Genomic DNA, 22,319 nt, shown 5'->3' with positions numbered 1-22,319 from the left:
GGGCGCCGAGGCCCGGTTCCGCGCGGCGACCGAGGCGGCGACGACCGCGACCGGGGCCCGGGACGAGGCCGTCCGGCGCGCCGGGCGGGCCGCCGAGCTGGCCGGGCGGCTGCGCGCGGCGTGGGCGCGGCTGGAACCGGTGCAGGCGGCGTTCGACGAGCTGGACGCGCTGACCGACGTGATCAACGGCCGGGGGCAGAACAGCCGCAGCATGACCCTGCGCACCTACGTGCTGGCCGCGCGGCTGGAGGAGGTCGCGGTCGCGGCGAGCGCCCGCCTGGAGCGCATGAGCCAGGGCCGCTACCGGTTCGTGCACTCGGTGGAGGCCGGGCCGCGCGGCACCAGGGGCGGGCTGGGGCTGGACGTGCTGGACGACTACTCCGGCGTGCAGCGCCCGGCGAAGACGCTGTCGGGCGGCGAGTCGTTCCTGGCGTCGCTGTCGCTGGCGCTGGGGCTGTCCGACGTGGTGGCGGCCGGGGCGGTGCTGGACACGCTGTTCATCGACGAGGGCTTCGGCACCCTGGACGCCGAGACGCTGGAGCTGGTGATGACCACGCTGGACGAGCTGCGCGCGGGCGGCCGGGTGGTCGGCCTGGTGTCCCACGTGGACGAGCTGCGGCAGCGCATCCCGACCCGGCTGCGGGTGCGCAAGGCCCGCGCGGGCTCGACGCTCGAACTGACGGCCTGACGAGGGGTCGGGGTGGCACCGGGTGTCCTGTGGCGCGGGGCGCTGGTGGTGTTCGCGGTCCTGGTCCCGGTGCTCGCCACCCTGGTGCTGGTGCCCGACTGGCTGCACCCGCCGCTCGACGACGAGGCGCTGAGGGGCGTCGCGGACGCCGAGAAGCGCATCCAGCTGCGGCAGGCGCAGGGCCAGTTGCAGAACACCGTCCGCTCGACGCTGCTCCAGGCGGTGGCGGGCCTGCTGGTGCTCGTCGGCGCGGCCGCCACCTGGCGGCAGGTCCAGGTCGCCCGCGAGGGGCAGCTCACCGAGCGGTTCACCCGGGCGATCGACCAGCTCGGCAGCGACAACGCCGACGTGCGCGTCGGCGGCGTCTACGCCCTGGAGCGGATCGCGCGGAACTCGCCCGCCGACCGCGACACCGTGCGGTTCGTCCTGGGCGCCTTCGTGCGCAACCACGTCCCGCGCGAGGCCGGGGCGCGCGGGCCGGACGACGGTCCCGGCGAGCGGCTGCCGTGGTTGCAGCAGCGCCTGCCGGACGTCCAGGCGATCATGCAGGTGCTGTCCCGGCGATCCCCGTCGCCCACCGGCGGGCGGCGGCTCGTGCTCTCCCACGTCGACCTGCGCAGCCTGCTGCTGGACCCGGGCTCGGTGCTGGCCGGCAGCGTGCTGCGGCACACCGACCTGTCCCGGGCCCGGCTGTCCGGGGTGGACCTGCGGCGCGTCGACCTGACCGGCGCCGACCTGCGCCTGGCCAACCTGCGGGAGGCCGACCTGCGGGACGCCGTCCTGCGCCGCGCGGCGCTCGCCGGGGCGAACCTGACCGGAGCGGACCTGGCCGGGACCGACCTGGCCGGAGCGGACCTGACGGGAGCGGACCTGACGGGAGCGGACCTGACCGGGGCGAAGCTGAGCGGAGCGGACCTGACCGGGGCGAAGCTGACGGGAGCGGACCTGCGGGACGCGGTGCTGGAGCGGACCCGGCTGACCGGCGCCGTCAGCGACGGCACGACGCGGTGGCCGGCCGACCGGCGCCCGCCCGACCCCGCCTGACGGCGGTCACCGCCGGGCGGCCCTGACCGGCACGACCTGGCCGGGCAGCGCCGGCGGGTCGTCCTCCTGCTCGACGGCGGGCTCACCGGGCAGCACGACCAGCGCGATCTCCTCCGCGATCTCGTCCACGGTGCGGTCGCTGGTCCCCCGCACCACCAGGTCCGCCAGCCACGGGAGCCCGTCCAGGGCCTCGACCCGGGTGATCCGGTGCAGCACCGGCAGCACCACCTGGTCGCCCTCGACCCGCGGCGTCCCGGTCGCGGTCGGCTCGAAGAACCCCGGCGACAGCACCACCACGCCGAACCGGCTGCACGCGAGGCCGCGCTCCAGCCGCTTCGCCAGCGAGTCACCGATGGCCAGCTCGAACTCGTCCAGCCACACCGACGCGCCGCGCGCCCGCAGCGCGTCCGCGAGCGGCCGGGCGACCTCGGCCCGGTCCTCGACGACGTGCAGCACGAACACGTCGCGCAGGCCGTCCGCCGAACCCCGCTCCCGGACCACGCCCAGGCGCGGTTCGGTGTTCACCGGCTGCACGGTCACCGGCGGCAGCGCCTCCGCGAGCCACCGGACGCGCAGGTCGAGGTGACCGGACGCGCTGCCCAGGTCGCCGACGACACGCCAGCGCCCCGCCCACGGCACGGTCAGCTCGAAGGGCGATTCGGTCGCCCACCCCCCGACGTAGGCGTAGCGCCCGCCCCGCATCATCCGCGCGTAGTTGGGGCCGTCGACCAGGCGCACGCTGGCCGCGGGACCGTCGAGGTGCACGCGCGCCACCGCGCCCGCGGGCTGCCGGTGCGGCTCGGTGCACCAGAACCGGCCCGGCCGCCCCGCCGCGCGGCGCACGTCGCGCCGGCGGCCGGGGCGCAGGACCAGGCGCCAGTTCGGCGTGGAGGGCCGGACCACCAGCCACAGCAGCAGCGCGGTCTCCGCGCCCAGGACCAGGGGCCAGTTCTCGGCGAGCCATTCGAACATGACCGGAGCCCTCTCGGCGGGATGTCACCAAGGGGCCATCCTGGTGAACCCGGGAGCGCGGGTCAAGGGACCGCGCGGCGCGCCGGGAACCCCGTTCGCGCCGGAAAACCTACTCGTTCGCCGGGGCCAGCAACCCGCCCCGGTAGGCGGCGGCCTGGAGCTCGAACAGCTCGAAGTAGTGGCCGCGCGCGGCCATCAGCTCCTCGTGCGTGCCCTGCTCCACGATGCGGCCCCCGTCGAGCACCACGATCCGGTCGGCGTTGCGGATGTTCGCCAGCCGGTGCGTCACCAGGATCGTGGTGCGCCGCGCGGTCGCCGCGCGCAGCCCCTCGAACACCCGCGCCTCGGCCTTCGCGTCCAGCGCGGCCGTCGGCTCGTCGGCCACCAGCACGGCGGCGTCGCGGTACATGCCGCGGGCGATGCCCATGCGCTGCCACTGGCCGCCGGACAGGTCCTGGCCGTCGTTGAACTGCCGGGACAGCACGGTGTCCGGCCCGGCGGGCAGCGAGGCCAGCACCTCGTCCGCGCCGGACCTGGCCACCGCGTCCCGGTACGCCTCCTCGTCGTCCCGCTCCAGGCGGCCGACCAGCACGTTGTGCCGCGCGGTCATCGGCCACTGCGCCGGGTCCTGCGCGATCACCGCGATCGACGAGTGCACCAGGTTCGGGTCGGCCGCCGCCAGGTCCACGTCGTCCCAGCGGACCGTGCCCGACGAGGCCGGGTACAGGCCGGTCAGCACCTTGCCCAGGGTGGTCTTGCCCGAGCCGTTCTCGCCCACCAGCGCGACGACCTCGCCCCGCGCCACGGTCAGGTCCACCTCGCGCAGCGCGGGCTTCTTCCCTCCCGGGTAGGTGAACGACACCCGCTCCAGGGTGATCAGCGCCGGGTCGGCGGGCGGCCGGGCGCCGGAGCCCGCCTGGGCCCGTTCCGCGCCCTCGGCGAGCAGCTTGCGGTAGAAGTCGATGTAGAACGAGTCCTCGTAGAGCGCGTTGACCGCGCGGGTGGTGCCGGCCAGCGAGGAGAACCCGGTGCGCATGGCCAGCACCGCCGTGCCCGCCAGCGCCAGCTCCATCGCCCCGGTGTGCAGCAGGAGGCCGAGCACCGCGTAGGCGACGCCGGTGCCGAGGCCGGCGAGCGCCCGGCCGACCAGCCGCACCGCGTTCGTCCGGTGCGCCATCCGGATCTCGTCGACCACCAGGCTGTCGGCGATCCGGCGGTGCTCGGCCAGCAGGCGCTCCTGGAGCGCCAGCGCGTGGCGTTCGAGGGCGAAGTCCCGCTCGGTGGCGACCTGCTCCACCACGCCCTTGCGGGTGTTGCGGGTGACCGAGTCCAGGAAGTGGTCGTAGCGCAGCTTCGAGGCGCGCGCCGCCGCCCACGCGTTGGCCAGGGCGGCGAGCAGCAGCGCGGGCGCGAGCCACGGGTTGAGCAGGCCGACCGTCACCACCGCGGCCAGCAGCGAGACGCCGCCGGAGAGCAGGTCGGCCAGGTACCGGAGGCTGGACTCCATCGAGCGGACGCCGCGCCGGCCGCCCTGGCGGGCCAGCTCGCGGAAGTCGGCGTCCTCGAACGCGAGCAGCTGCGCCCGCACGAGCACCGCCGTGACCTCGTCGTTCGCCGCCCGGGTGAGGCGCGGGCGCAGCGAGCTCTCCACCGCGGACACGGCCGTGTCGAGCAGCGCGCGGACCACCAGCGACCCCACCACCACGGCCAGCGCGGGCAGCGCGCGGGCCACCCGGTCGGGGGTCGGCCCGTCGCGCAGCAGCGCGGTGAACACGTCGGCGGTGGCCAGCAGGCCGAACGCGGTGACCCCGCCCGAGACGACGTGCACCACGCCCGCGAGCACGGTCAGGCGCGGCGAGGTCGCCCACGCCAGGCGCGTCACCGTCGCCACGGCCCTGGGCAGGCTGCGCAGCGCCTTGCCCAGGCTCACCGACATCCCGCCGCGGCGACGGGCCCACTTGGGGGTGGCGACGTTCTCCACCCCGATCAGCACGGTGCTCATCCACCCAGCGAACGGGAACTCGCGGGGGGCCGCCAGCGCTTTCGCCATCGGCGCAGGCAGCGGCCGCGGGGAGCCGGGGGTGTCGTACCCCCGTGGGAGGATCGCCGCGGCGATCCCGAGCCGGCGCCGCGGAATGGAATAAAAACACCCCGGCGGGGCGCGTAACACGCACCCGGGCGACGACGACACGCGGGGTGACGCCGGGCGGAAATCATTTCCGATCACCCGCCCGAGGAATTTCCCCATCTGTTCCGCACGCATTTTCCGCGTGCGCTCCGACAATGGAGGGACAACCATGCACACCATTACCGGACGAGCGCGCCTCGGTGTCGTCGGCGCCGCCGTGGTGCTCGCGTCGGTGGTGACGGCCGTGCCCGCCTCCGCCGCGCCCCCGTTCGACCCCGGTCTCGGGCGCACCCCCTACCAGCCGGACAAGATGCTGGTCGACCCGATCGCCACCGACTCGGGCGACGTCGAGAACCGGTACGGCTTCAACCTGCTCCAGTTCCGCGGGGTGCGGAACCCGGCCTACTACGAACTGGTGGACCACTACACCGTCAAGCTCTACCGCAACCGCCGCGGCCTGCCCGAGGACGACTCGCGCGTGAAGCGGGAGAAGAAGTGGCTGAAGGGCGTCGACGACGTGATGTCGACGGTGGTCCTGGAGACCAACAAGTGGGTCGGCGGACGCCTGGAGTACCTGGGCTACGACGAGGAGCCCTACCTGACCACGCCGCGCCCGGCGAACCAGATCAGCATCACCTTCGACCCGCAGCTGACCGGGTCCATCGGGATCGCCTTCCCCGGCACCACCGCCGACCGGCGCGGCCTGGTCTACACCGGCGGCAACATCAGCTTCGCGTTCCTGTCCGCGTGGGACGACCTGGCCGAGCGCAGCCTGGACGGCGAGCGCGAGGCCCGCTACGACATCGCGTTGAAGGTCATGCACGAACTGGCGCACATGATGGGGCTCAACCACTACCGCGAGGAGTTCCACGGTGAGCCCACGCTCATGGGCCCGCGGACCTCGAACCTGGTGTCCAGCTGGAACGACGTGCTCACGCGCGGCGACAAGGCCGGGCTGCTGGCCATGGCCGGGTGGCGCGAGCGGGCGAAGAAGTGCGGCGAGCGGGGCGAGTGCGAGCGGATCTGGTACAAGGACGACGGGGTGGCCTGGCCGCCGAGCCCGCCGGACCACCGCTACGACCGGGGCTGATCGGGGTCGCCCGGGGCCGGCCGGCCGGAGCCGGCCGGCCCCGGGCGCCCGTCAGCGCACCATGTCCTTGCGCAGCTCGCGGGGCAGCGCGAAGGCGATCTTCTCGTTCGCCGTGGTGATCTCCTCCACCTGCCCGTAGCCCCGCTCCGCGAGGTGCTTGAGCAGGTCCATCACCAGGATGTCCGGCACCGACGCGCCCGAGGTCACGCCGACCGTGGTCACGCCCTCCAGCCACGCCTCGTCGACCTCGCGGGCGTAGTCGATCAGGTAGGAGGCCCGCGCGCCCGCCTGGAGCGCCACCTCCACCAGCCGCACCGAGTTGGACGAGTTCCTCGACCCGACCACCAGCACCAGGTCGCACTCCGGCGCCATGGTCTTCACCGCGGTCTGCCGGTTGGACGTGGCGTAGCAGATGTCGTCCGACGGCGGCTCCTGGAGGTCCGGGAACCGCTCCTTGAGCTGCCGCACCCGCACCATCGTCTCGTCGACCGACAGCGTGGTCTGGGACAACCAGACCACCTTGGACGGATCGCGCACCTCGACCTTGCCGACGTCCTCGGCGGTGTCGACGAGCTGGATGTGCTCGGGGGCCTCGCCCTGCGTGCCCTCGACCTCCTCGTGCCCCTCGTGGCCGATGAGCAGGATGTCGTAGTCGTCGCGGGCGAAGCGCTTGGCCTCGTTGTGGACCTTGGTCACCAGCGGGCACGTGGCGTCGATGGTGCGCAGCGAGCGCGAGGCCGCCTCCTGGTGCACGGCGGGCGACACGCCGTGCGCGGAGAACACGACCAGGGCGCCCTCGGGCACCTCGTCGGTCTCGTCGACGAAGATCGCGCCCCGGTCGGACAGCGTCTCGACGACGTGCTTGTTGTGGACGATCTCCTTGCGCACGTAGACCGGCGCGCCGTACTGCTCCAGCGCCTTCTCCACGGTCACCACGGCACGGTCCACGCCGGCGCAGTAGCCGCGCGGCTTCGCCAGGAGCACTCGCTTGTCCATGTCCCCAGGGTACGGCGTGCCACGTGTAGGCATCGGGCGGCCGACTGCGGCAGGCTGTAGCCATGAAGCCACTGCCGCTGCCCGTCCGCCTCGCCGCGGGACTCGCGGTCACCGCCGTCGAGCAGGCCCGCAAGCTGCCGCACCAGCTCGTGGGTCTGCCGGTGACCGTCGTCAGCGAGGCTCTCCAGCTGTCCATGCGGGTCCAGCAGCGGGTGACCGAGCTCGCAATCAAGGGCGACGACGTGCTGTCGGTGCTGCGGCCGGCCGACCAGGAGCCCGAGTGGGCGACCTTCGACGAGGACGGGACCGCGGCCACGGACGTCGACGTGGACCGGGCCCCGGTCGCGGTCCCGGACCCGGTCGTGGTGCCGGACCCGGGCGTGGTGCCGGACGCCGGGCTGGACGCCGGGCCGGACACCGACGACGGGGGTCCGGGCGCCGAGGACCCGTGGGCCCAGGAGGAACGGGCCCAGGAGGAACGGGCCCTGGCCGCCGAACCGCCCGCGGTGCTGCCGGACTACGACGAGCTGACGCTGCCGCAGCTGCGGGCGCGGCTGCGCACGCTGTCCGCGCCGGACCTGGAGCAGCTGCTCGCCCACGAGCGCACGCACGCCGCGCGCCCCGAGTTCACCGGGATGCTGACGCGCCGCATCGCGAACCTGGGGTCCGGTGGCTGAGGAGAGGTCCAGTCCGGAGAACCCGTGGCCGGTGCGGACGGTCGCGCGCAAGATCTTCGACTGGATCAACCGCCTCGGCGACGTGTGGGTGGAGGGCCAGGTCACCCAGCTGAGCGCCCGGCCCGGCACGTCGACCGCGTTCCTCACCCTGCGTGACCCCTCGGCGGACATGTCGATGCAGCTCACCGCGCCCGTCGGCGTGGTGCGCGAGCTCCAGCTGACCGAGGGCAGCCGCGTGGTGGTGCACGGCAAACCGCACTTCTACCCCAACCGCGGCACGTTCAGCCTGCGCGTGGACGAGATCCGCCAGGTCGGCATCGGCGAGCTGCTGGCCCGGATCGAGCGGGTGAAGAAGCTGCTGGCCGCGGAGGGGCTGTTCGACCCGCGGCGCAAGCGCAGGCCCCCGTTCCTGCCCAACAAGATCGGCCTCGTCACCGGGCGTGCGTCGGCCGCGGAGCGGGACGTGCTGACCAACGCGCAGGCCCGGTGGCCGGGCGCGCGGTTCCGGGTGGTGAACGTGGCCGTGCAGGGCGTGTCGGCCGTGCCGCAGATCCTCACCGCACTGTCGACACTGGACCAGGACCCCGAAGTGGACGTCATCGTGCTGGCGCGCGGCGGCGGCAGCGTCGAGGACCTGCTGCCGTTCTCGGACGAGGCGCTGTGCCGGGCGGTGGCGGCCTGCCGCACGCCGGTGCTGTCGGCGATCGGGCACGAGCCGGACTCGCCGCTGGTGGACCACGTCGCGGACGTGCGCTGCTCCACGCCCACCGACGCGGGCAAGCGGGTGGTGCCGGACGTGGCGGAGGAGACCCAGCGGGTCCGCCAGCTGCGCGACCGGGGCCGCCGCGCCTTGCACGGCTGGGTGGACCGCGAGCACCGGCTGCTGGCGTCGCTGCGCACCAGGCCGGTGCTGGCCGACCCGCACGGCCCGCTGGACCGGCGAGCCGAGGACGTGGACCGGCTGCGGGAGCGGGCCCGGCGCGCGGTGCGCAACCGGCTCGACTCGGAGGTGACGGGGCTGACCGCCACGCGGGCCCGCTTGACGACCCTCGGGCCCGCCGCCACGCTGGCCCGGGGGTACGCGGTGGTGCAGCTCGTCACACCGGGGGGCGAGGTGGGCGGGGTGCTCCGGTCGACCTCCCAGGCGCCCCCGGGCGCCTTCCTGCGGGTGCGCGTGGCCGACGGGACCGTGCACGTGGTCGCGATCGGCGGCGGGGACGGCGATCGGGCGGGCACCGGCGGGGGTGGCTCCCCGGCAGCCGCCGACCGGGACGGCCGCCCGGGAGCCACCCGCGAGGGCGGCCACCCACCGGCCGGCGGCGGGGACCGCGATCAGGCGGCCACCGGCGACAACGGCCGCCCGGCGGCCGGCGACGAGCACGGCCACCGGTCGGAGGAAGGAGGCGGTGGTGCCGAACCCGGCACGTGAGCCCACGTTCCTGCCCTTGACGATGGCCGCCGCGGTCGACGACGAGGGCGCGCGCACCGTGCGCGACCGGGCGGAGTTAGCCGACCGGGCCGCGGCCGACTGCTGGCTGGCGCTGGTGGCGGGCTGCGCGTCCGGTCGGGCGGCGCTGGTGGAGCGCCTGCACGAGCTGTCCGAGGCGACCTCCGGCTACGCCGGGGTGCGGTGGTGGCTGGGCCGCGGCTCGGTGCACCGCACGCGCGTCGCCGCCGCCGCGCACCGCATCGACGACGCGGTCCGCGAGGGCGACGGCGCGGAGTTCGCCGAGGCGTTCATCGGCTACGACCAGGCGGTGGCCTCGGTCGTGGCCCACGTACGGAGCAGAGTGGGGAAGTCGGTCACGTGAACGAGCCCTCAGCCGGTGCGCCGGCCGTCGAGGAACTGGGCTACGAGCAGGCCAGGGACGACCTGGTGGAGGTGGTCCGCAGGCTGGAGGCCGGCGGCCTGTCGCTGGACGAGTCGCTGCGGCTGTGGGAGCGGGGCGAGGCGCTGGCCAAGACCTGCGAGCGGCTGCTCGCGGGCGCCCGCGAGCGGATCGATCAAGCGCTGGGTGTGACCGAGGAGGACGTGGCCGGGACGTGACCACGTGCGAGGATTGGTCTACCGACCGGTAATCGACCTCCGCGGTCCACCCGGTCGACGAACCAGTCCGGCAGCCTCACGAGGGAGCGCCACATGACCAGCAGCCCGTCCGAGCGTCGTCGCGAAGCACCCGAGCGGAACCTCGCGCTGGAGCTCGTCCGGGTGACCGAGGCGGCCGCGATGGCCGCCGGGCGCTGGGTCGGCCGGGGCGACAAGAACGGCGGCGACGGCGCGGCCGTGGACGCCATGCGCAAGCTCATCGGGACGGTCTCGATGCGGGGCGTGGTGGTGATCGGCGAGGGCGAGAAGGACGAGGCGCCCATGCTGTTCAACGGCGAGGAGGTCGGCGACGGCAACGGGCCGGAGTGCGACGTGGCCGTGGACCCGATCGACGGCACCACGCTGATGGCCAAGGGGATGCCGAACGCGCTGGCGGTGCTCGCGGTGGCCGAGCGCGGCGCGATGTTCGACCCGTCCGCGGTGTTCTACATGGAGAAGCTGGCCACCGGGCCGGAGGCGGCGGACGTCATCGACATCACCGCCCCGATCGGGGAGAACATCCGGCGGGTCGCCAAGGCCAAGCACGGCGACGTCTCCGACGTGGTGGTGTGCATCCTGGACCGGCCTCGGCACGAGTCGATCGTGCGGGACGTGCGCGCGGCGGGCGCCCGCATCCAGTTCATCTCCGACGGCGACGTGGCGGGCGCGATCGCGGCGGCCCGCCCGAACACCGGCATCGACCTGCTGGTGGGCATCGGCGGCACGCCCGAGGGCATCATCGCGGCGGCGGCGCTGAAGTGCGTGGGCGGCTCGATCCAGGGCAGGCTGTGGCCGAAGGACGACGAGGAGCGGGAGCGGGCGCTGGCCGCCGGGCACGACCTCGACCGGGTGCTGACCACCGACGACCTGGTGAGCGGCGACAACGTGTTCTTCTGCGCGACCGGCGTCACGGACGGCGACCTGGTGCGCGGCGTGCGCTACCGGGCGGGCGGCTGCACCACGCAGTCGATCGTGATGCGCTCGAAGTCCGGCACGGTGCGCATGATCGACGGGTTCCACCGGATGGACAAGCTCCGCGAGTACGCCTCGGTGGACTTCGACGTCCCCGCGGGCGACCAGGGGGCCCTGCCCCCGCTGCCGTGACCCCGGCGCCGCCGGGACCGGTTGTCAACTGTCAATCCGCGTTACCGGCCGATCGGCTGTGTTGATCACGCAGCGTTCATCCCTAGTTTCCGATTCGTGCCCGGCAACCCTGCGCCGGGTACGGAGAGGAAACGATGAAGGTTCGTACCCTGTTCACCGCTTTCGCGGTGGCGATCGGCGCGGCTCTCGCGGGCGCGGCCGGGGCGGCGGCGGCCCCGGCGGCGGACGGCGAGGTCACCCCGTTCATCGTGGGCGGCGGCAACGCCACGCAGACCTACTCGTTCATGGTGTCCCTGCAGAGCACCTCGGGTAGCCACTTCTGCGGCGGCTCGCTGATCAAGGCCAACTGGGTGGTCACGGCCAAGCACTGCGTGCAGGGCCGCTCGGCGTCGTCGATCCGGGCCCGCATCGGCACGACCAACCGCACCAGCGGCGGCACGGTCGCGACCGGCGCCCAGGTCGTCGTCCACTCCAGCTACGACATCGCGCTGGTGCGCCTGTCCACCTCGGTGAGCCAGGCGCCGATCTCGGTGGCCTCGTCCTCGGGCGCGACCGGCACCGCCACCCGCATCATCGGCTGGGGCCAGACCTGCGCCCCCGCCGGCGGCTGCGGCGCGCCGGTGACGCTCCAGGAGCTGAACACCTCGATCGTCTCGGACGGCAGCTGCTCGGGCATCTACGGCTCGTACGAGATCTGCACGAACAACCCCGGTGGCCGGGCGGGCGCCTGCTACGGCGACTCGGGCGGTCCGCAGATCAAGTCGGTGGGCGGCGCGTGGCAGCTGATCGGCGCCACCAGCCGCGCGGGCAACAACAGCTCCACCTGCGCCACCGGCCCGTCGATCTACATGGACGTGCCGGCGTTCCGCTCGTGGATCAGCCAGTACGCGGGCACGGTCTGACCGCTCCCCGCACCGGCGTTCGAGGGCCGTCCCACCTCCGGGTGGGGCGGCCCTTCCCGGTTCGTCACCGGGCGGGCCGATCGCCGCCCGGACCGCCGCTCCGTCCACTTCGGACTCGGCGGCGCCGTCCGCGACTGGAGCCGCCCCTACAACGCGCCCATGCCGTTCTCCATCTGCTTCGTGGGCAACGGCATCGCGTTCCACGAGGCAGCCTGGTCGAGCAGTCGCACGGTGCGTCCACCTGTCGCGCGAGGCCGCCGCGAAGTGCTTCGAGACCCTCCAGGTCGGGGCGCGGGTCCGGGTGACGGCCTGAAAATGTGAGCGGTTTGGGTCACACCTACCCCGGGGTAGCCGAAGGGCGAGGGGTGATTCGAGATGAAGAAGACGCTCGGTACTGCAACGGTTGCGGCGGCCGCGGCGGCCTTGTCCTTCGGCCTCGCGGTCCCCGCCACCGCCGCCACCGGCACGCCGTGCTCGATCCCGAACGGGGCGTGCGTGAAGTTGTCCACCAACCAGGCGTGGCTGATCTACAACGGCAGCGCGAGTTACGGTCCCGTCCCGGCGTCCCACGGGATGCCGGGGTACGAGACCCCGGTCGGCACGTACCCGGTGCTGCGCAAGGTGAAGAACGACTGGAGCGTGCCCTACAACGGACCGATGCCCAACTCGGTGTACTTCACCACCACCGGCATCGCGTTCCACCAGGGCGACACCGCGTCGCAGTCCCACGGCTGCGTGCGGCTGGGCCCGCGGGATTCGGTGACGTTCTACGACAACCTCTTCCCGGGCGAGCAGGTGCAGGTGGTGGCCTGACCGTCCCCGTGGTCCCCCGTCCCCGCCCGGGGGCGGGGGACCCGCTCAGCCCGCGTTGCTGGAGTGGCCGGGGAACAGGTGCGCCCCCGGCTTGAGCAGCACGGCGATGTTGTTGACCGCGGTGGCGGCCTCGCCGAAGCCGGTGGCGATCAGCTTGACCTTGCCGGGGTACTGGGCGACGTCGCCCGCCGCGTAGACGCGGTCGCGGGCGGTGCGCATGGTGGTGTCCACCACGACCGCCCGGTGGTCCAGCTCCAGGCCCCACGACTCGATCGGCCCGAGGTCGGCGGTGAAGCCCAGCGCGGCCACCACCGCCTGCGCGGGCAGCACCGCGCGCCCGCCGCCCTTGAGGCCCAGCTCCACCTCGGCCAGCTCCGGGTCGCCGCGCAGCTCCAGCACCTCGGCGTCGGTGACGACCGGCACGCCCAGGTCGCGCACCTGCCGCACGGTCGGCGGGTGGGCGCGGAAGGTGGCGCGGCGGTGCACCACGGTGACGCTCGCCGCGATCGGGGCCAGGGCCAGCGCCCAGTCGAACGCCGAGTCGCCGCCGCCGACGACCACCACGTGCTGACCGGTGTGCGCGGCGAGCGCGGGTACGAAGTGGACCACGCCCCGGCCCAGCCAGCCGTCCCCGGCGGGCAGCGGCCGCGGCGTGAACTCCCCCATGCCGGCCGTCACCAGCACCGCGCCCGCCTTCACCACCGCGCCGTCGGCCAGGCCGACGTGCAGCCGGTCGTCCACAGTGGACAGCGTGCGGGCCTGGCGGCCGAGCAGGTAGGTCGGCTTCCACTGGTCGGCCTGCCGCACCAGCCCGTCGACCAGCTCGCGCCCGCGCACGGCCGGGAACCCGGCCACGTCGAAGATCATCTTCTCCGGGTACATCGCGGTGACCTGACCACCCGCCTCGGGCAGCGCGTCGACCAGCGCGACGGACAGGTCCCGGAAACCCGCGTAGTAGGCGGCGAACAACCCCGTGGGGCCCGCGCCCACGATGAGCAGGTCGACCTCAAGGTCCATGACGAGGACCATAGGTGTTCCGCGCCACCGTGCCCAGTTAGGCAAGGCGGTCCAAACTCGGTGTCATGGGCGAACAGGAGTACCGCGTCGAGCACGACACCATGGGCGAGGTCCGGGTGCCGGTCGACGCGCTGTGGCGTGCGCAGACGCAGCGCGCGGTGGAGAACTTCCCGATCTCCGGACGGGGTCTGGAGCGCGCGCAGATCCGGGCGCTGGGCCTGCTGAAGGCGGCCGCGGCGCGGGTGAACGAGCGGCTGGGGGTGCTGGAACCCGAAGTGGCGGGCGCCATCGCGGCCGCCGCCGACGAGGTCGCCGGCGGCCGGCACGACGCGCACTTCCCGGTGGACGTGTTCCAGACCGGGTCGGGCACCTCGTCGAACATGAACGCCAACGAGGTGATCGCCACCCTGGCGAGCCGGGCGCTGGGCCGGGACGTGCACCCGAACGACCACGTCAACGCCTCCCAGTCGTCCAACGACACGTTCCCGACGACCCTGCGGGTGGCCGCGACCGAGGCCGTGGCGCGCGAGGTGATCCCGGCGCTGGAGCACCTGGCGGGCGTCCTGGAGGCCCGCGCCGCGGACTGGACCTCGCTGGTCAAGTCGGGTCGCACGCACCTGATGGACGCCGTGCCGGTCACCCTGGGCCAGGAGGTGGGCGCGTGGGCCACCCAGGTGCGCCACGGCGTCGAGCGGCTGACCTCGTCCCTGCCCCGCCTGGCGGAGCTGCCGATCGGCGGCACGGCCGTGGGCAGCGGTCTCAACGCGCCGGCGGGCTTCGGCGCGGCCGTCTCGGCGGAGCTGGCGGCGACCACCGGCCTGCCGCTGACCGAGGCGCGCGACCACTTCGAGGCCCAGGCCACCCAGGACGGCGTGGTCGAGGTCTCCGGCCAGCTCCGGGCGACGGCCGTGGGCCTCTACAAGATCGCCAACGACCTGCGCTGGCTGGGCTCCGGCCCCCGCACCGGCCTGGGCGAGCTGGCCCTGCCGGACCTCCAGCCGGGCTCGTCGATCATGCCGGGCAAGGTCAACCCGGTGGTCCCCGAGGCGGCGATGATGGTCGTCGCCCAGGTCATCGGCAACGACGCGGCGGTGGCGTTCGCGGGCTCGCAGGGCAACTTCCAGCTCAACGTGATGCTGCCGGTGATCGCCCGCAACGTGCTGGAGTCGTCCCGCCTGCTGGCCGCCGTCGCCCGCCTGCTGGCCGACAAGGTGCTGACCGGCGCCGAGCCGCAGGTGGAGCGGATGCGCGAGTACGCCGAGTCCTCCCCCTCCATCGTCACCCCGCTGAACCGCTACCTGGGCTACGAGGAGGCGGCGTCGATCGCCAAGCAGTCGCTCCAGGAGCGCAAGACCATCCGCGAGGTGGTCCTGGAGCGCGGCCACGTCCCCGCGAAGCTCACCGAGACCCAGCTGGACGAGGCCCTGGACGTCCTCCGCATGGCCACCGGCCACCCCTGACCCGCGCGAGTCGTACGTCCAGACCCCGCGAGTCGTACGTCCAGGACCACCGTGTCGTACGTCCAGGACCACCGAGTTCAACGCTCAGACCCGCCGGGTTCGCGGTTCGGCACCCCCGGTCCCCGCGCTTGATCAGCCCCTGTCGGTGGTCCGGTGCACCATGGTGGGCGTGCTGTTCACCGAAGTGGTCGAGACGTCCGCCGCCGTCGGGGCGACGCGCTCCCGCCTGGCCAAGGTCGGGGCGCTGGCCGACCTGGTCCGCCGGACGGGCACGCCCGCCGTGGTGTCGTTCCTGGTGGGCGTGCCCAGCCAGGGGCGCATCGGGGCGGGCTGGCGGACGGTGCTCGACCTCGACGTGCCGCCCGCCGCCGAACCCTCGCTCACCGTGTCCGACGTCGACGGGGCGCTGGGGGACTACGCCGCCCTCGGCGGCAAGGGCTCGGCGGCGCGGCGGGTCGAGGCGCTGCGCGCGCTGTTCTCCCGCGCCACCGCCGCCGAGCAGGACTTCCTCAAGCGCCTGCTCACCGGCGAGCTGCGGCAGGGCGCCCTCGAAGGGGTGATGCTGGACGCGATCGCCCAGGCCGCCGAGGTGCCCGGCGAGGTGGTGCGGCGGGCGTTCATGCTCTCCGGCAGCCTGCCCGCCACCGCCGTGGCCGCGCTGGCGGGCGAGGCCGCGCTGGCGGCGTTCCGGCTGGAGGTGGGCCGCCCGGTCCGGCCGATGCTCGCCTCCCCCGCCGAGTCGCTGCCGGAGGCCCTGGCCGAGCTGGGCGAGACCGCGGTGGAGCACAAGCTCGACGGCGCGCGCATCCAGGTGCACCGGGACGGCGACGTGGTCCGCGTCTTCACCCGCACGCTGCGCGAGGTCACCTCGACCGTCCCCGAGCTGGTCGACCTGGTCCGCGGCCTGCCGTGCGACTCGGTGGTCCTGGACGGCGAGACGCTGGCCCTCACCGACGACGGCAGGCCCCGCCCGTTCCAGGAGACGATGAGCCGCTTCGGCGCCCTGCTGGACGCCGCGGCCGGGCGGCGCGGGTCGGCCGGGAGCACCAGGGACCTGCTGCTCAGCCCGTTCTTCTTCGACTGCCTGCACCTCGACGGCCGCGACCTGCTCGACGAGCCGCTGCGCCACCGGCTGGACGCGCTGCGGCGGGTCGCCGGCGACCACGTCATCCCCGGCCGGGTGCGGCCCACCGCCGACCAGGCCGCCGCCGTGCTCGACGAGGCGCTGGCCGCGGGCAACGAGGGCGTGGTGGTCAAGGCCCTGGACTCGGTCTACGCCGCCGGCCGCCGCGGCCGGGCCTGGCAGAAGGTGAAGCCGGTCCACACCCTCGACCTGGTGGTGATCGGCGTCGAGTGGGGCGGCGGCAGGCGCCGGGGCCTGCTGTCGAACCTGCACCTGGGCGCCCGCGACCCCGACGGCGGCCCGCCGGTCATGGTCGGCAAGACGTTCAAGGGCCTGACCGACGAGCTGCTGGCCTGGCAGACCCGCGAACTCCTGGCCCGCTCGACCTCGGACGAGGACGGCGTGGTCACCGTGCGCCCCGAGCTGGTCGTCGAGATCGAGCTGGACGGCGCGCAGGTCAGCCCCCGCTACCCGGGCGGCGTGGCGCTGCGGTTCGCCCGCGTGGTCCGCTACCGGCCGGACAGGGAGCCGGCCGGGGCCGACACCCTCGACGCCGTGCGGGCCCTGCTGCCCGGCGCCGGTCCGGCGGGAGGTGGCGCCGCGACCCCGTGAACTCGGCGCGCGACCAGGACGGACGGGCCCCGGAGGGGTATCGTCAGGTTCTCGTGCGATTCATCGAAGGGCATCGGCCCAGCTACGACCTGACCTACGACGACGTGTTCCTCGTGCCCGGCCGCTCGGCCGTGGACTCGCGGTTCGGCGTCGACCTGTCGACCGCCGACGGCACGGGCGCCACCATCCCCGTCGTGGTCGCCAACATGACCGCGGTGGCCGGGCGGCGGATGGCCGAGACGGTGGCCCGGCGCGGCGGCCTGGTGGTGCTGCCGCAGGACGTGGCGCCCGAGGCGGTGGCCGAGATCGTCGGGTGGGTCAAGGAGCGCCACCCGGTGTGGGACACCCCGCTGACGCTGGCCCCCGGCGACTCGGTGGCGGACGCGCTGAACCTGCTGCACAAGCGGGCCCACAACGCGGTCGTCGTGGTCGACGGCGACGGTCGGCCGGTGGGCGTGGTCGACGAGGCCGCGTGCGCCGGCGTGGACCGCTTCACCCGCCTGCGCGACGTGGCCGACGAGCGCCTCACCACCCTGCCGATGGACACCGCCCCGCGCGGGGTGTTCGACGCGCTGACCGGCGGCACCCGCGTCGCGCTGGGCGTGGACGACCAGGGCCGGCTGCGCGGCGTGCTGACCGCCCTGGGCGCGCTGCGCGCCGACGTCTACCAACCCGCCCTGGACGGCGCGGGCCGGCTCCGGGTGGTCGCCGCGATCGGCGTGAACGGCGACGTCACCGCCAAGGCCGGGGAGCTGCTGGCGGCCGGGGTGGACGCGCTGGTGGTGGACACCGCGCACGGCCACCAGGAGAAGATGCTCGCCGCGCTCAAGGCCGTCCGCGAGGCCGGGCCGGCCGTGCCGGTGGTCGCGGGCAACGTGGTCACCGCCGAGGGCGTCCGCGACCTGGTCGAGGCGGGCGCGGACATCGTCAAGGTCGGCGTCGGCCCCGGCGCCATGTGCACCACCCGGATGATGACCGGCGTGGGCCGCCCGCAGTTCTCGGCCGTCGCCGAGTGCGCCGCGGAGGCCCGCCGGCTCGGCAGGCACGTGTGGGCCGACGGCGGCGTCCGGCACCCGCGCGACGTGGCCCTGGCCCTGGCCGCGGGCGCCGCCAACGTGATGGTCGGCTCCTGGTTCGCGGGCACCTACGAGTCGCCCGGCGACCTCCAGCGCGACGAGCAGGGCCGGCTCTACAAGGAGTCCTTCGGCATGGCCTCCAAGCGGGCCGTCAGCGCCCGCACGCGCACCGACAACGCGTTCGACCGGGCGCGCAAGGGCCTGTTCGAGGAGGGCATCTCCACCTCGCGGATGCGGCTGGACCCGCTGCGGCCCGGCGTGGAGGACCTGCTCGACTCGATCACCGCGGGCGTCCGCTCGGCCTGCACGTACGCGGGCGCGCAGACCCTGGAGGAGTTCCACGAGCGGGCCACCCTGGGCGTGCAGAGCGCGGCCGGGTTCGCCGAGGGCCGGCCGCTGCCCTCGGGGTGGTGAGCCGCTAGGCGGGTCCGGTGGTCCGCCCGCGCGGGGCGGAGGGGCCCGCGCGGGCGGGCCCCTCCCCCGGTCACCGGCGCGTCAGAGGGTGTAGTCCTCCAGCATCTCGGTCACCAGCGCCGCGATCGGCGAGCGCTCCGACCTGGTCAGCGTGACGTGCGCGAACAGCGGGTGGCCCTTCAGCTTCTCGATCACCGCCAGCACGCCGTCGTGCCGCCCGACCCGCAGGTTGTCGCGCTGCGCCACGTCGTGGGTGAGCACCACCCGCGAGTTGGCGCCCAACCGCGACAGCACGGTCAGCAGCACGTTGCGCTCCAGCGACTGCGCCTCGTCCACGATCACGAACGAGTCGTGCAGCGACCGGCCGCGGATGTGGGTCAGCGGCAGCACCTCCAGCATGCCGCGGTCCATGACCTCCTCCAGCACGTCCTGGCTCACCAGCGCGCCGAGGGTGTCGAACACCGCCTGCGCCCACGGCTGCATCTTCTCGGTCTCCGAACCGGGCAGGTAGCCCAGCTCCTGCCCGCCCACCGCGTACAGCGGGCGGAAGACCACGACCTTGCGGTGCTGGCGGCGCTCCATGACCGCCTCCAGGCCCGCGCACAGCGCGAGCGCCGACTTGCCGGTGCCGGCCCGCCCGCCCAGCGAGACGATGCCGACCTCGGTGTCCAGCAGCAGGTCCAGCGCCACGCGCTGCTCGGCGGAGCGGCCGTGCAGGCCGAACGCCTCGCGGTCGCCGCGCACCAGCCTGACCCGCTTGTCCGGGGTGACCCGGCCCAGCGCGCTCGACGTGCCCGCGAGCAGCCGCAGCCCGCTGTGGCACGGCAGCTCGGCCACGTGCGCGAGGTCGAACGGCACCGGGTCGACCGAGCCCTCGCGGTACAGGGCGTCCACCACCGCCTGGTCGACGTCCAGGTCGGACATGCCCGAGTAGCCCGACAGCGCGACGTCCTGCGCCCGGTACTCGTCGGCGGCGAGGCCGACGGCACCGGCCTTGACGCGCAGCGGCATGTCCTTGGTGACCAGCGTGACGGCGTTGCCCTCGGCCGCGAGGTTGAGCGCGCAGGCCAGGATCCGGGCGTCGTTGGAGTCCGTGCGGAAACCCGCGGGCAGCACCTCCGGGTCGGAGTGGTTGAGCTCGACGCGCAGGGTGCCCCCGAGGTCGCCGATGGGCACCGGGTTGTCCAGCCTGCCGTGCTTGAGCCGGAGGTCGTCGAGCAGGCGCAGCGCCTCCCGGGCGAACCAGCCCAGTTCGGGGTGGTGCCGCTTGCCCTCCAGCTCGCTGATCACCACGAGCGGCAGCACGACCTCGTGCTCCGCGAACCGCGTGGTGGCCAGGGGGTCGGAGAGCAGCACGGAGGTGTCCACCACGTACGTGTGAACCGAGGGCGCACCCCGGCGCCGGGACGTGCTGCGCGATGAGCCTGAGGAACGGCTCGCGGGTCGTCGTGCGTTCACGGCAACTCCTCGCGAACGCGGCACCCGCATCCGCTCCTCGCTGGGCCAGGCAACCACCCCGATCGACCGGTCCGCCTCACTCACTCAGGCGCACCGGCCACGAAGGCCGGGTGCCGGCCCCCTCGCGCTCGTCGTCGCCGGTCTGGCCGGCGATTCCACAACAGCCACGATCAGGGCCTCCCTGCGCGGTCCGCAGTGGACGCGTCCCGCCAACCGGAAGTTACCTCCGCCGGTCCCTCTTATGCAGGCAGCCACACAGGTGATTCGCCGATTCGTCACCTGGCGGCAAAACCCGCGAAAGACGCCCACCGGGGGTGCGCCTGCCCGAGCGGGGGCGTCACCTCGGCGCAACACCGCCTCGTCCGCGCAGCTCAGGGGCGTTGCGCCGGACGCCGGGGGCGGGGTCGCGCTCAGTCACGGGGCAGCCGGGGCACACCCGCCTCGACCTCCCGCTGGAGGGTGCGCGGCATCAGCGGTTCGTCCAGCAGCCTCAGGTAGCGGTCACTCAGCGTGTCGGACGGTGACCGAAGGTCCAACCACGCCCGGATCAGCCGCACGCCCTCGACGTAGGTGGTGGTGTAGGCGCGCCACAGCGGGTCGGCCAGGAAGCGCAGCATGTGCCGCGCCCGCCGCTCGGGCACCAGCAGCCAGCGGCGCAGGAAGTCGACCACGTCGTCCGGGTGGGCGCGCCGGTCGTGCAGCATCAGCGCGGCGTCCTGGCGCACGGTGAGCAGCCCCGCCAGCGCGCCCTCGACGCGCTCGACCAGCTCGCCGTCGACCCGCACGCCCAGGTCGGCCATGATCTCCTCGGTCCAGCGGCCCCAGCCCCGGCCCACCACGGCGTGCAGGCCCAGCTCGGCCATGCCCTCGGCCATCAGGCACTGCGGGGTGTTGATCAGGAACAGCGCCTGCTCGGCGTGGCCGCGCTTGCCGACCAGGCCGACCTCCTTGCGGCAGTGCTCGGTGTGGTGGCCGGGGTAGGACTCGTGGGCGACCAGGTGCGGCAGGTTCGACACGCGGTGGCCGAGGTCGGCGTTGACCGCCACCCGCGAGCGGAAGCCGCCCAGGTAGTAGTTGAAGCCGCTCCACGGCTTGTCGGTGACGACCTCGTACTCCACCACCTCCTCCGCCGGCAGCTCGTACCGCTCGCGGACGCGGTCGCGCAGCGCGCTGGACAGGGCGTGCACGGCGGGGGCCAGCAGGCGGGGCGGCACCTCGTCCAGCGCGCGGTGGTCGGCCAGCCGCGCGGTCAGGGAGCCGTCGCCGGGCAGCAGCTCGTCCAGCTCCGCGTGGGCGCGGCGGTAGGTGTCGGGGTGGCCGGGCGCGATGTCGACCTGGAAGTAGGCCCGGACCTCGTCCACGAAGCCGACCCGCACCCCGGCGAGCTTGCGCGCGGTGGTCTCGACGGCCGTCAGGTGGGCGTCCAGGAAGCGGCGGCGCTCCGGTTCCAGGTCGTCGACCCGGGCCAGCTCGCGGCGCAGCACCGCGGCGCGGTCGGCCAGGTTGGCCGGGTGCGGGCGCGGTTCGTCGTCGACCCGGCGGCGCAGCGCGCGGTCACCGGTGAAGGAGTCCACCAGGCCGGGCGCCAGCCTGCCGAGCCGCAGCCCCAGCAGCAGGTACTCCCGCACGATCGAGTCGCCGTCCACGGCCTGGAGACGATACGAGATGGCCGCCCGATTTACCACAGGGCTCGGGGACGACGCGAATCGTGCGTGAAAAGAACACTCCTCCGGGGGACAAGTGCCCCGGAGGCCATCACACAATGGTGTTAGAGACATCCGGCCGGGGCCCCGAATTCGATAGTTTGCCCGCGACGAACCCGCACGCGCGATTCGGCGACAGCGGACCACCGGGGAAACCCACGGATACAGGAGAGCGAAGTGCTGAAGAAGACAAGCACCGTCGCCGCGGTCGCGGCCGGCCTCATGATGCTCGGGTCGCCCGCGTTCGCACTGGCCGGCGAGCCGTACGAGCACAGCATGGGCTGGGGCAACCAGACCGCGATCGGTGAGCTCAACTCCTACTACGCCGAGGGTGAGGGCGACGAGGTCGCCGACCAGTTCGGCCTCATCAACTTCGGCAACGACTCCGACCTGGCGAGCAACATCAACCTCTGCCAGATCGAGATCAACGTGATCGGCATCCCGATCGCGTCGCAGAACGACGAGAGCTCCTGCATCAACACCGACAACGACGACAACGACAACAACGGCTGATCCGTTCCGCTGGTGTCGTAGCCGGGGCGGTGGTCCGCGATGCGGACCACCGCCCCTTTCGCGTTCCCGGACCCCTTCGCTTCGGTGCGGGGGTTTCTCCGGTTCGACCTTTCACCCACTCGGTATTCAGGTGAAACCGTGATTGCCGTCACGCGATACCCGCCTTCCCCGGAGGCGCGTGATCGGAACTCACCCCGCTCTCTCACCACCCTGGACTCACCCTTGTCGGGCAGCGGCGCCGCCCTCCGAGGCCGCGACCAGGCATTATCGATTTCTCCCAATACGGAGCGTGCGGAACGCCCGCTTTAGTCACCCGTTAGTGGGTAGCACGGTCGGGAAATGCGTTGCCGTGGAATAGTGCCGTCCCCGAAGGGCGTGGTTCTTACCCGGGGCGACATAGCCAACAAACTGACCAAAAAATAGTTCACACGATGGTGTTGACG

General features: G+C 73.8%; 19 protein-coding genes and 1 pseudogene. 14 read left to right on the top strand and 6 right to left on the bottom strand.

Translation table 11 applies throughout. From position 1 onward, the window contains the following. The coding region (locus ACFP3R_RS35245; protein WP_380642909.1) for an SbcC/MukB-like Walker B domain-containing protein at nt 1-688 on the top strand (688 nt) is incomplete at its 5' end. A 12-nt stretch (nt 689-700) separates the two neighbouring features. Next, entirely contained in the window at nt 701-1,732 is a 1,032-nt protein-coding gene (locus ACFP3R_RS35240) for a pentapeptide repeat-containing protein (RefSeq protein WP_380642907.1), read from the top strand. Nucleotides 1,733-1,738: 6 nt separating this feature from the next. On the opposite strand, the gene ACFP3R_RS35235 is transcribed toward ACFP3R_RS35240, so the two are convergent. Together ACFP3R_RS35235 and ACFP3R_RS35230 are read right to left on the bottom strand one after the other, a co-directional pair. After that, complete coding sequence (locus ACFP3R_RS35235; protein ID WP_380642905.1) at nt 1,739-2,704, bottom strand: DUF1883 domain-containing protein; 966 nt, start codon at nt 2,702-2,704, stop codon at nt 1,739-1,741. A 109-nt stretch (nt 2,705-2,813) separates the two neighbouring features. Further along, nucleotides 2,814-4,706, bottom strand: a complete 1,893-nt coding sequence (locus ACFP3R_RS35230) for an ABC transporter ATP-binding protein (RefSeq protein ID WP_380642903.1) — start codon at nt 4,704-4,706, stop codon at nt 2,814-2,816. Nucleotides 4,707-5,001: 295 nt separating this feature from the next. Here ACFP3R_RS35230 and ACFP3R_RS35225 point away from each other — a divergent pair, with 295 nt between their 5' ends. After that, nucleotides 5,002-5,922, top strand: coding sequence for a hypothetical protein (locus ACFP3R_RS35225; RefSeq protein WP_380642901.1), 921 nt, complete (start codon nt 5,002-5,004; stop codon nt 5,920-5,922). 51 nt (nt 5,923-5,973) lie between these two features. On the opposite strand, the gene ACFP3R_RS35220 is transcribed toward ACFP3R_RS35225, so the two are convergent. Next, nucleotides 5,974-6,918 carry a 4-hydroxy-3-methylbut-2-enyl diphosphate reductase gene (locus ACFP3R_RS35220; RefSeq protein WP_380642899.1) on the bottom strand — a complete coding sequence of 315 codons (945 nt, stop codon included), beginning with the start codon at nt 6,916-6,918 and terminating at the stop codon, nt 5,974-5,976. A gap of 62 nt (nt 6,919-6,980) precedes the next feature. On the opposite strand from ACFP3R_RS35220, the gene ACFP3R_RS35215 reads away from it, so the two are divergent. The 7 genes and pseudogenes from ACFP3R_RS35215 (at nt 6,981) to ACFP3R_RS35185 (ending at nt 12,500) form a co-directional block, all read left to right on the top strand. After that, the gene (locus ACFP3R_RS35215; protein WP_380642897.1) at nt 6,981-7,595 is read left to right on the top strand and encodes a lipid droplet-associated protein; all 615 of its coding nucleotides are present in this window, start codon (nt 6,981-6,983) and stop codon (nt 7,593-7,595) included. Next, nucleotides 7,588-8,820 (top strand): annotated as a pseudogene (xseA, locus tag ACFP3R_RS35210) (exodeoxyribonuclease VII large subunit); the annotation flags it as partial. The gene ACFP3R_RS35215 and the pseudogene xseA, both read left to right, overlap by 8 nt. Nucleotides 8,821-9,004: 184 nt before the next feature. After that, a complete protein-coding gene (locus ACFP3R_RS35205; RefSeq protein ID WP_380642894.1) occupies nt 9,005-9,406 on the top strand; it encodes a sugar ABC transporter substrate-binding protein in 402 nt (133 codons plus the stop codon). Then, on the top strand, nt 9,403-9,642 hold the full coding sequence (locus ACFP3R_RS35200; RefSeq protein ID WP_380642892.1) for an exodeoxyribonuclease VII small subunit: 240 nt from the start codon (nt 9,403-9,405) through the stop codon (nt 9,640-9,642). The genes ACFP3R_RS35205 and ACFP3R_RS35200 overlap by 4 nt, the downstream gene beginning before the upstream one ends. Nucleotides 9,643-9,735: 93 nt before the next feature. Beyond that, the gene (gene glpX / locus ACFP3R_RS35195) at nt 9,736-10,785 is read left to right on the top strand and encodes a class II fructose-bisphosphatase (RefSeq protein WP_380642890.1); all 1,050 of its coding nucleotides are present in this window, start codon (nt 9,736-9,738) and stop codon (nt 10,783-10,785) included. 134 nt (nt 10,786-10,919) lie between these two features. Next, nucleotides 10,920-11,687 (top strand): S1 family peptidase, encoded by a 768-nt coding sequence (locus ACFP3R_RS35190; protein WP_380642888.1) that lies wholly within the window; start codon nt 10,920-10,922, stop codon nt 11,685-11,687. A gap of 375 nt (nt 11,688-12,062) precedes the next feature. Continuing rightward, nucleotides 12,063-12,500 carry a L,D-transpeptidase gene (locus tag ACFP3R_RS35185; protein ID WP_380642886.1) on the top strand — a complete coding sequence of 146 codons (438 nt, stop codon included), beginning with the start codon at nt 12,063-12,065 and terminating at the stop codon, nt 12,498-12,500. 45 nt (nt 12,501-12,545) lie between these two features. Here ACFP3R_RS35185 and ACFP3R_RS35180 read toward each other — a convergent pair whose 3' ends face one another. Then, on the bottom strand, nt 12,546-13,517 hold the full coding sequence (locus ACFP3R_RS35180) for an NAD(P)/FAD-dependent oxidoreductase (protein ID WP_380642884.1): 972 nt from the start codon (nt 13,515-13,517) through the stop codon (nt 12,546-12,548). A gap of 65 nt (nt 13,518-13,582) precedes the next feature. Here ACFP3R_RS35180 and ACFP3R_RS35175 point away from each other — a divergent pair, with 65 nt between their 5' ends. From ACFP3R_RS35175 to ACFP3R_RS35165, 3 genes are all read left to right on the top strand, one after another. Continuing rightward, nucleotides 13,583-14,977, top strand: a complete 1,395-nt coding sequence (locus ACFP3R_RS35175; RefSeq protein ID WP_380642882.1) for a class II fumarate hydratase — start codon at nt 13,583-13,585, stop codon at nt 14,975-14,977. A gap of 169 nt (nt 14,978-15,146) precedes the next feature. Then, entirely contained in the window at nt 15,147-16,712 is a 1,566-nt protein-coding gene (locus ACFP3R_RS35170) for an ATP-dependent DNA ligase (protein ID WP_380642880.1), read from the top strand. A 53-nt stretch (nt 16,713-16,765) separates the two neighbouring features. After that, a complete protein-coding gene (locus tag ACFP3R_RS35165) occupies nt 16,766-18,202 on the top strand; it encodes a GuaB1 family IMP dehydrogenase-related protein (RefSeq protein WP_380642878.1) in 1,437 nt (478 codons plus the stop codon). An 81-nt stretch (nt 18,203-18,283) separates the two neighbouring features. Here ACFP3R_RS35165 and ACFP3R_RS35160 read toward each other — a convergent pair whose 3' ends face one another. Beyond that, nucleotides 18,284-19,573: a PhoH family protein gene (locus ACFP3R_RS35160; protein ID WP_380642876.1), complete on the bottom strand. Its 1,290-nt coding sequence runs from the start codon at nt 19,571-19,573 to the stop codon at nt 18,284-18,286. A gap of 497 nt (nt 19,574-20,070) precedes the next feature. Continuing rightward, entirely contained in the window at nt 20,071-21,306 is a 1,236-nt protein-coding gene (locus tag ACFP3R_RS35155) for a DUF885 domain-containing protein (RefSeq protein ID WP_380642874.1), read from the bottom strand. A gap of 234 nt (nt 21,307-21,540) precedes the next feature. Here ACFP3R_RS35155 and ACFP3R_RS35150 point away from each other — a divergent pair, with 234 nt between their 5' ends. After that, nucleotides 21,541-21,876 carry a hypothetical protein gene (locus ACFP3R_RS35150; RefSeq protein ID WP_380642872.1) on the top strand — a complete coding sequence of 112 codons (336 nt, stop codon included), beginning with the start codon at nt 21,541-21,543 and terminating at the stop codon, nt 21,874-21,876. Nucleotides 21,877-22,319 lie beyond the last annotated feature (443 nt).

Source organism: Saccharothrix lopnurensis, from assembly GCF_042658445.1.
GTDB lineage: Bacteria > Actinomycetota > Actinomycetes > Mycobacteriales > Pseudonocardiaceae > Actinosynnema > Actinosynnema lopnurensis.
The sequence above is the reverse complement of the archived record's forward strand: the minus strand, read 5'-3'. Positions and strand labels throughout refer to the sequence as shown.

Bases quoted from the DNA above. Each gene is read 5' to 3' on its own strand.
- ACFP3R_RS35235 (WP_380642905.1), bottom strand. From the start codon at position 2,704: ATGTTCGAATGGCTCGCCGAGAACTGGCCCCTGGTCCTGGGCGCGGAG.
- ACFP3R_RS35230 (WP_380642903.1), bottom strand. From the start codon at position 4,706: ATGAGCACCGTGCTGATCGGGGTGGAGAACGTCGCCACCCCCAAGTGG.
- ACFP3R_RS35225 (WP_380642901.1), top strand. From the start codon at position 5,002: ATGCACACCATTACCGGACGAGCGCGCCTCGGTGTCGTCGGCGCCGCC.
- ACFP3R_RS35220 (WP_380642899.1), bottom strand. From the start codon at position 6,918: ATGGACAAGCGAGTGCTCCTGGCGAAGCCGCGCGGCTACTGCGCCGGC.
- ACFP3R_RS35215 (WP_380642897.1), top strand. From the start codon at position 6,981: ATGAAGCCACTGCCGCTGCCCGTCCGCCTCGCCGCGGGACTCGCGGTC.
- glpX (WP_380642890.1), top strand. From the start codon at position 9,736: ATGACCAGCAGCCCGTCCGAGCGTCGTCGCGAAGCACCCGAGCGGAAC.
- ACFP3R_RS35190 (WP_380642888.1), top strand. From the start codon at position 10,920: ATGAAGGTTCGTACCCTGTTCACCGCTTTCGCGGTGGCGATCGGCGCG.
- ACFP3R_RS35185 (WP_380642886.1), top strand. From the start codon at position 12,063: ATGAAGAAGACGCTCGGTACTGCAACGGTTGCGGCGGCCGCGGCGGCC.
- ACFP3R_RS35180 (WP_380642884.1), bottom strand. From the start codon at position 13,517: ATGGACCTTGAGGTCGACCTGCTCATCGTGGGCGCGGGCCCCACGGGG.
- ACFP3R_RS35175 (WP_380642882.1), top strand. From the start codon at position 13,583: ATGGGCGAACAGGAGTACCGCGTCGAGCACGACACCATGGGCGAGGTC.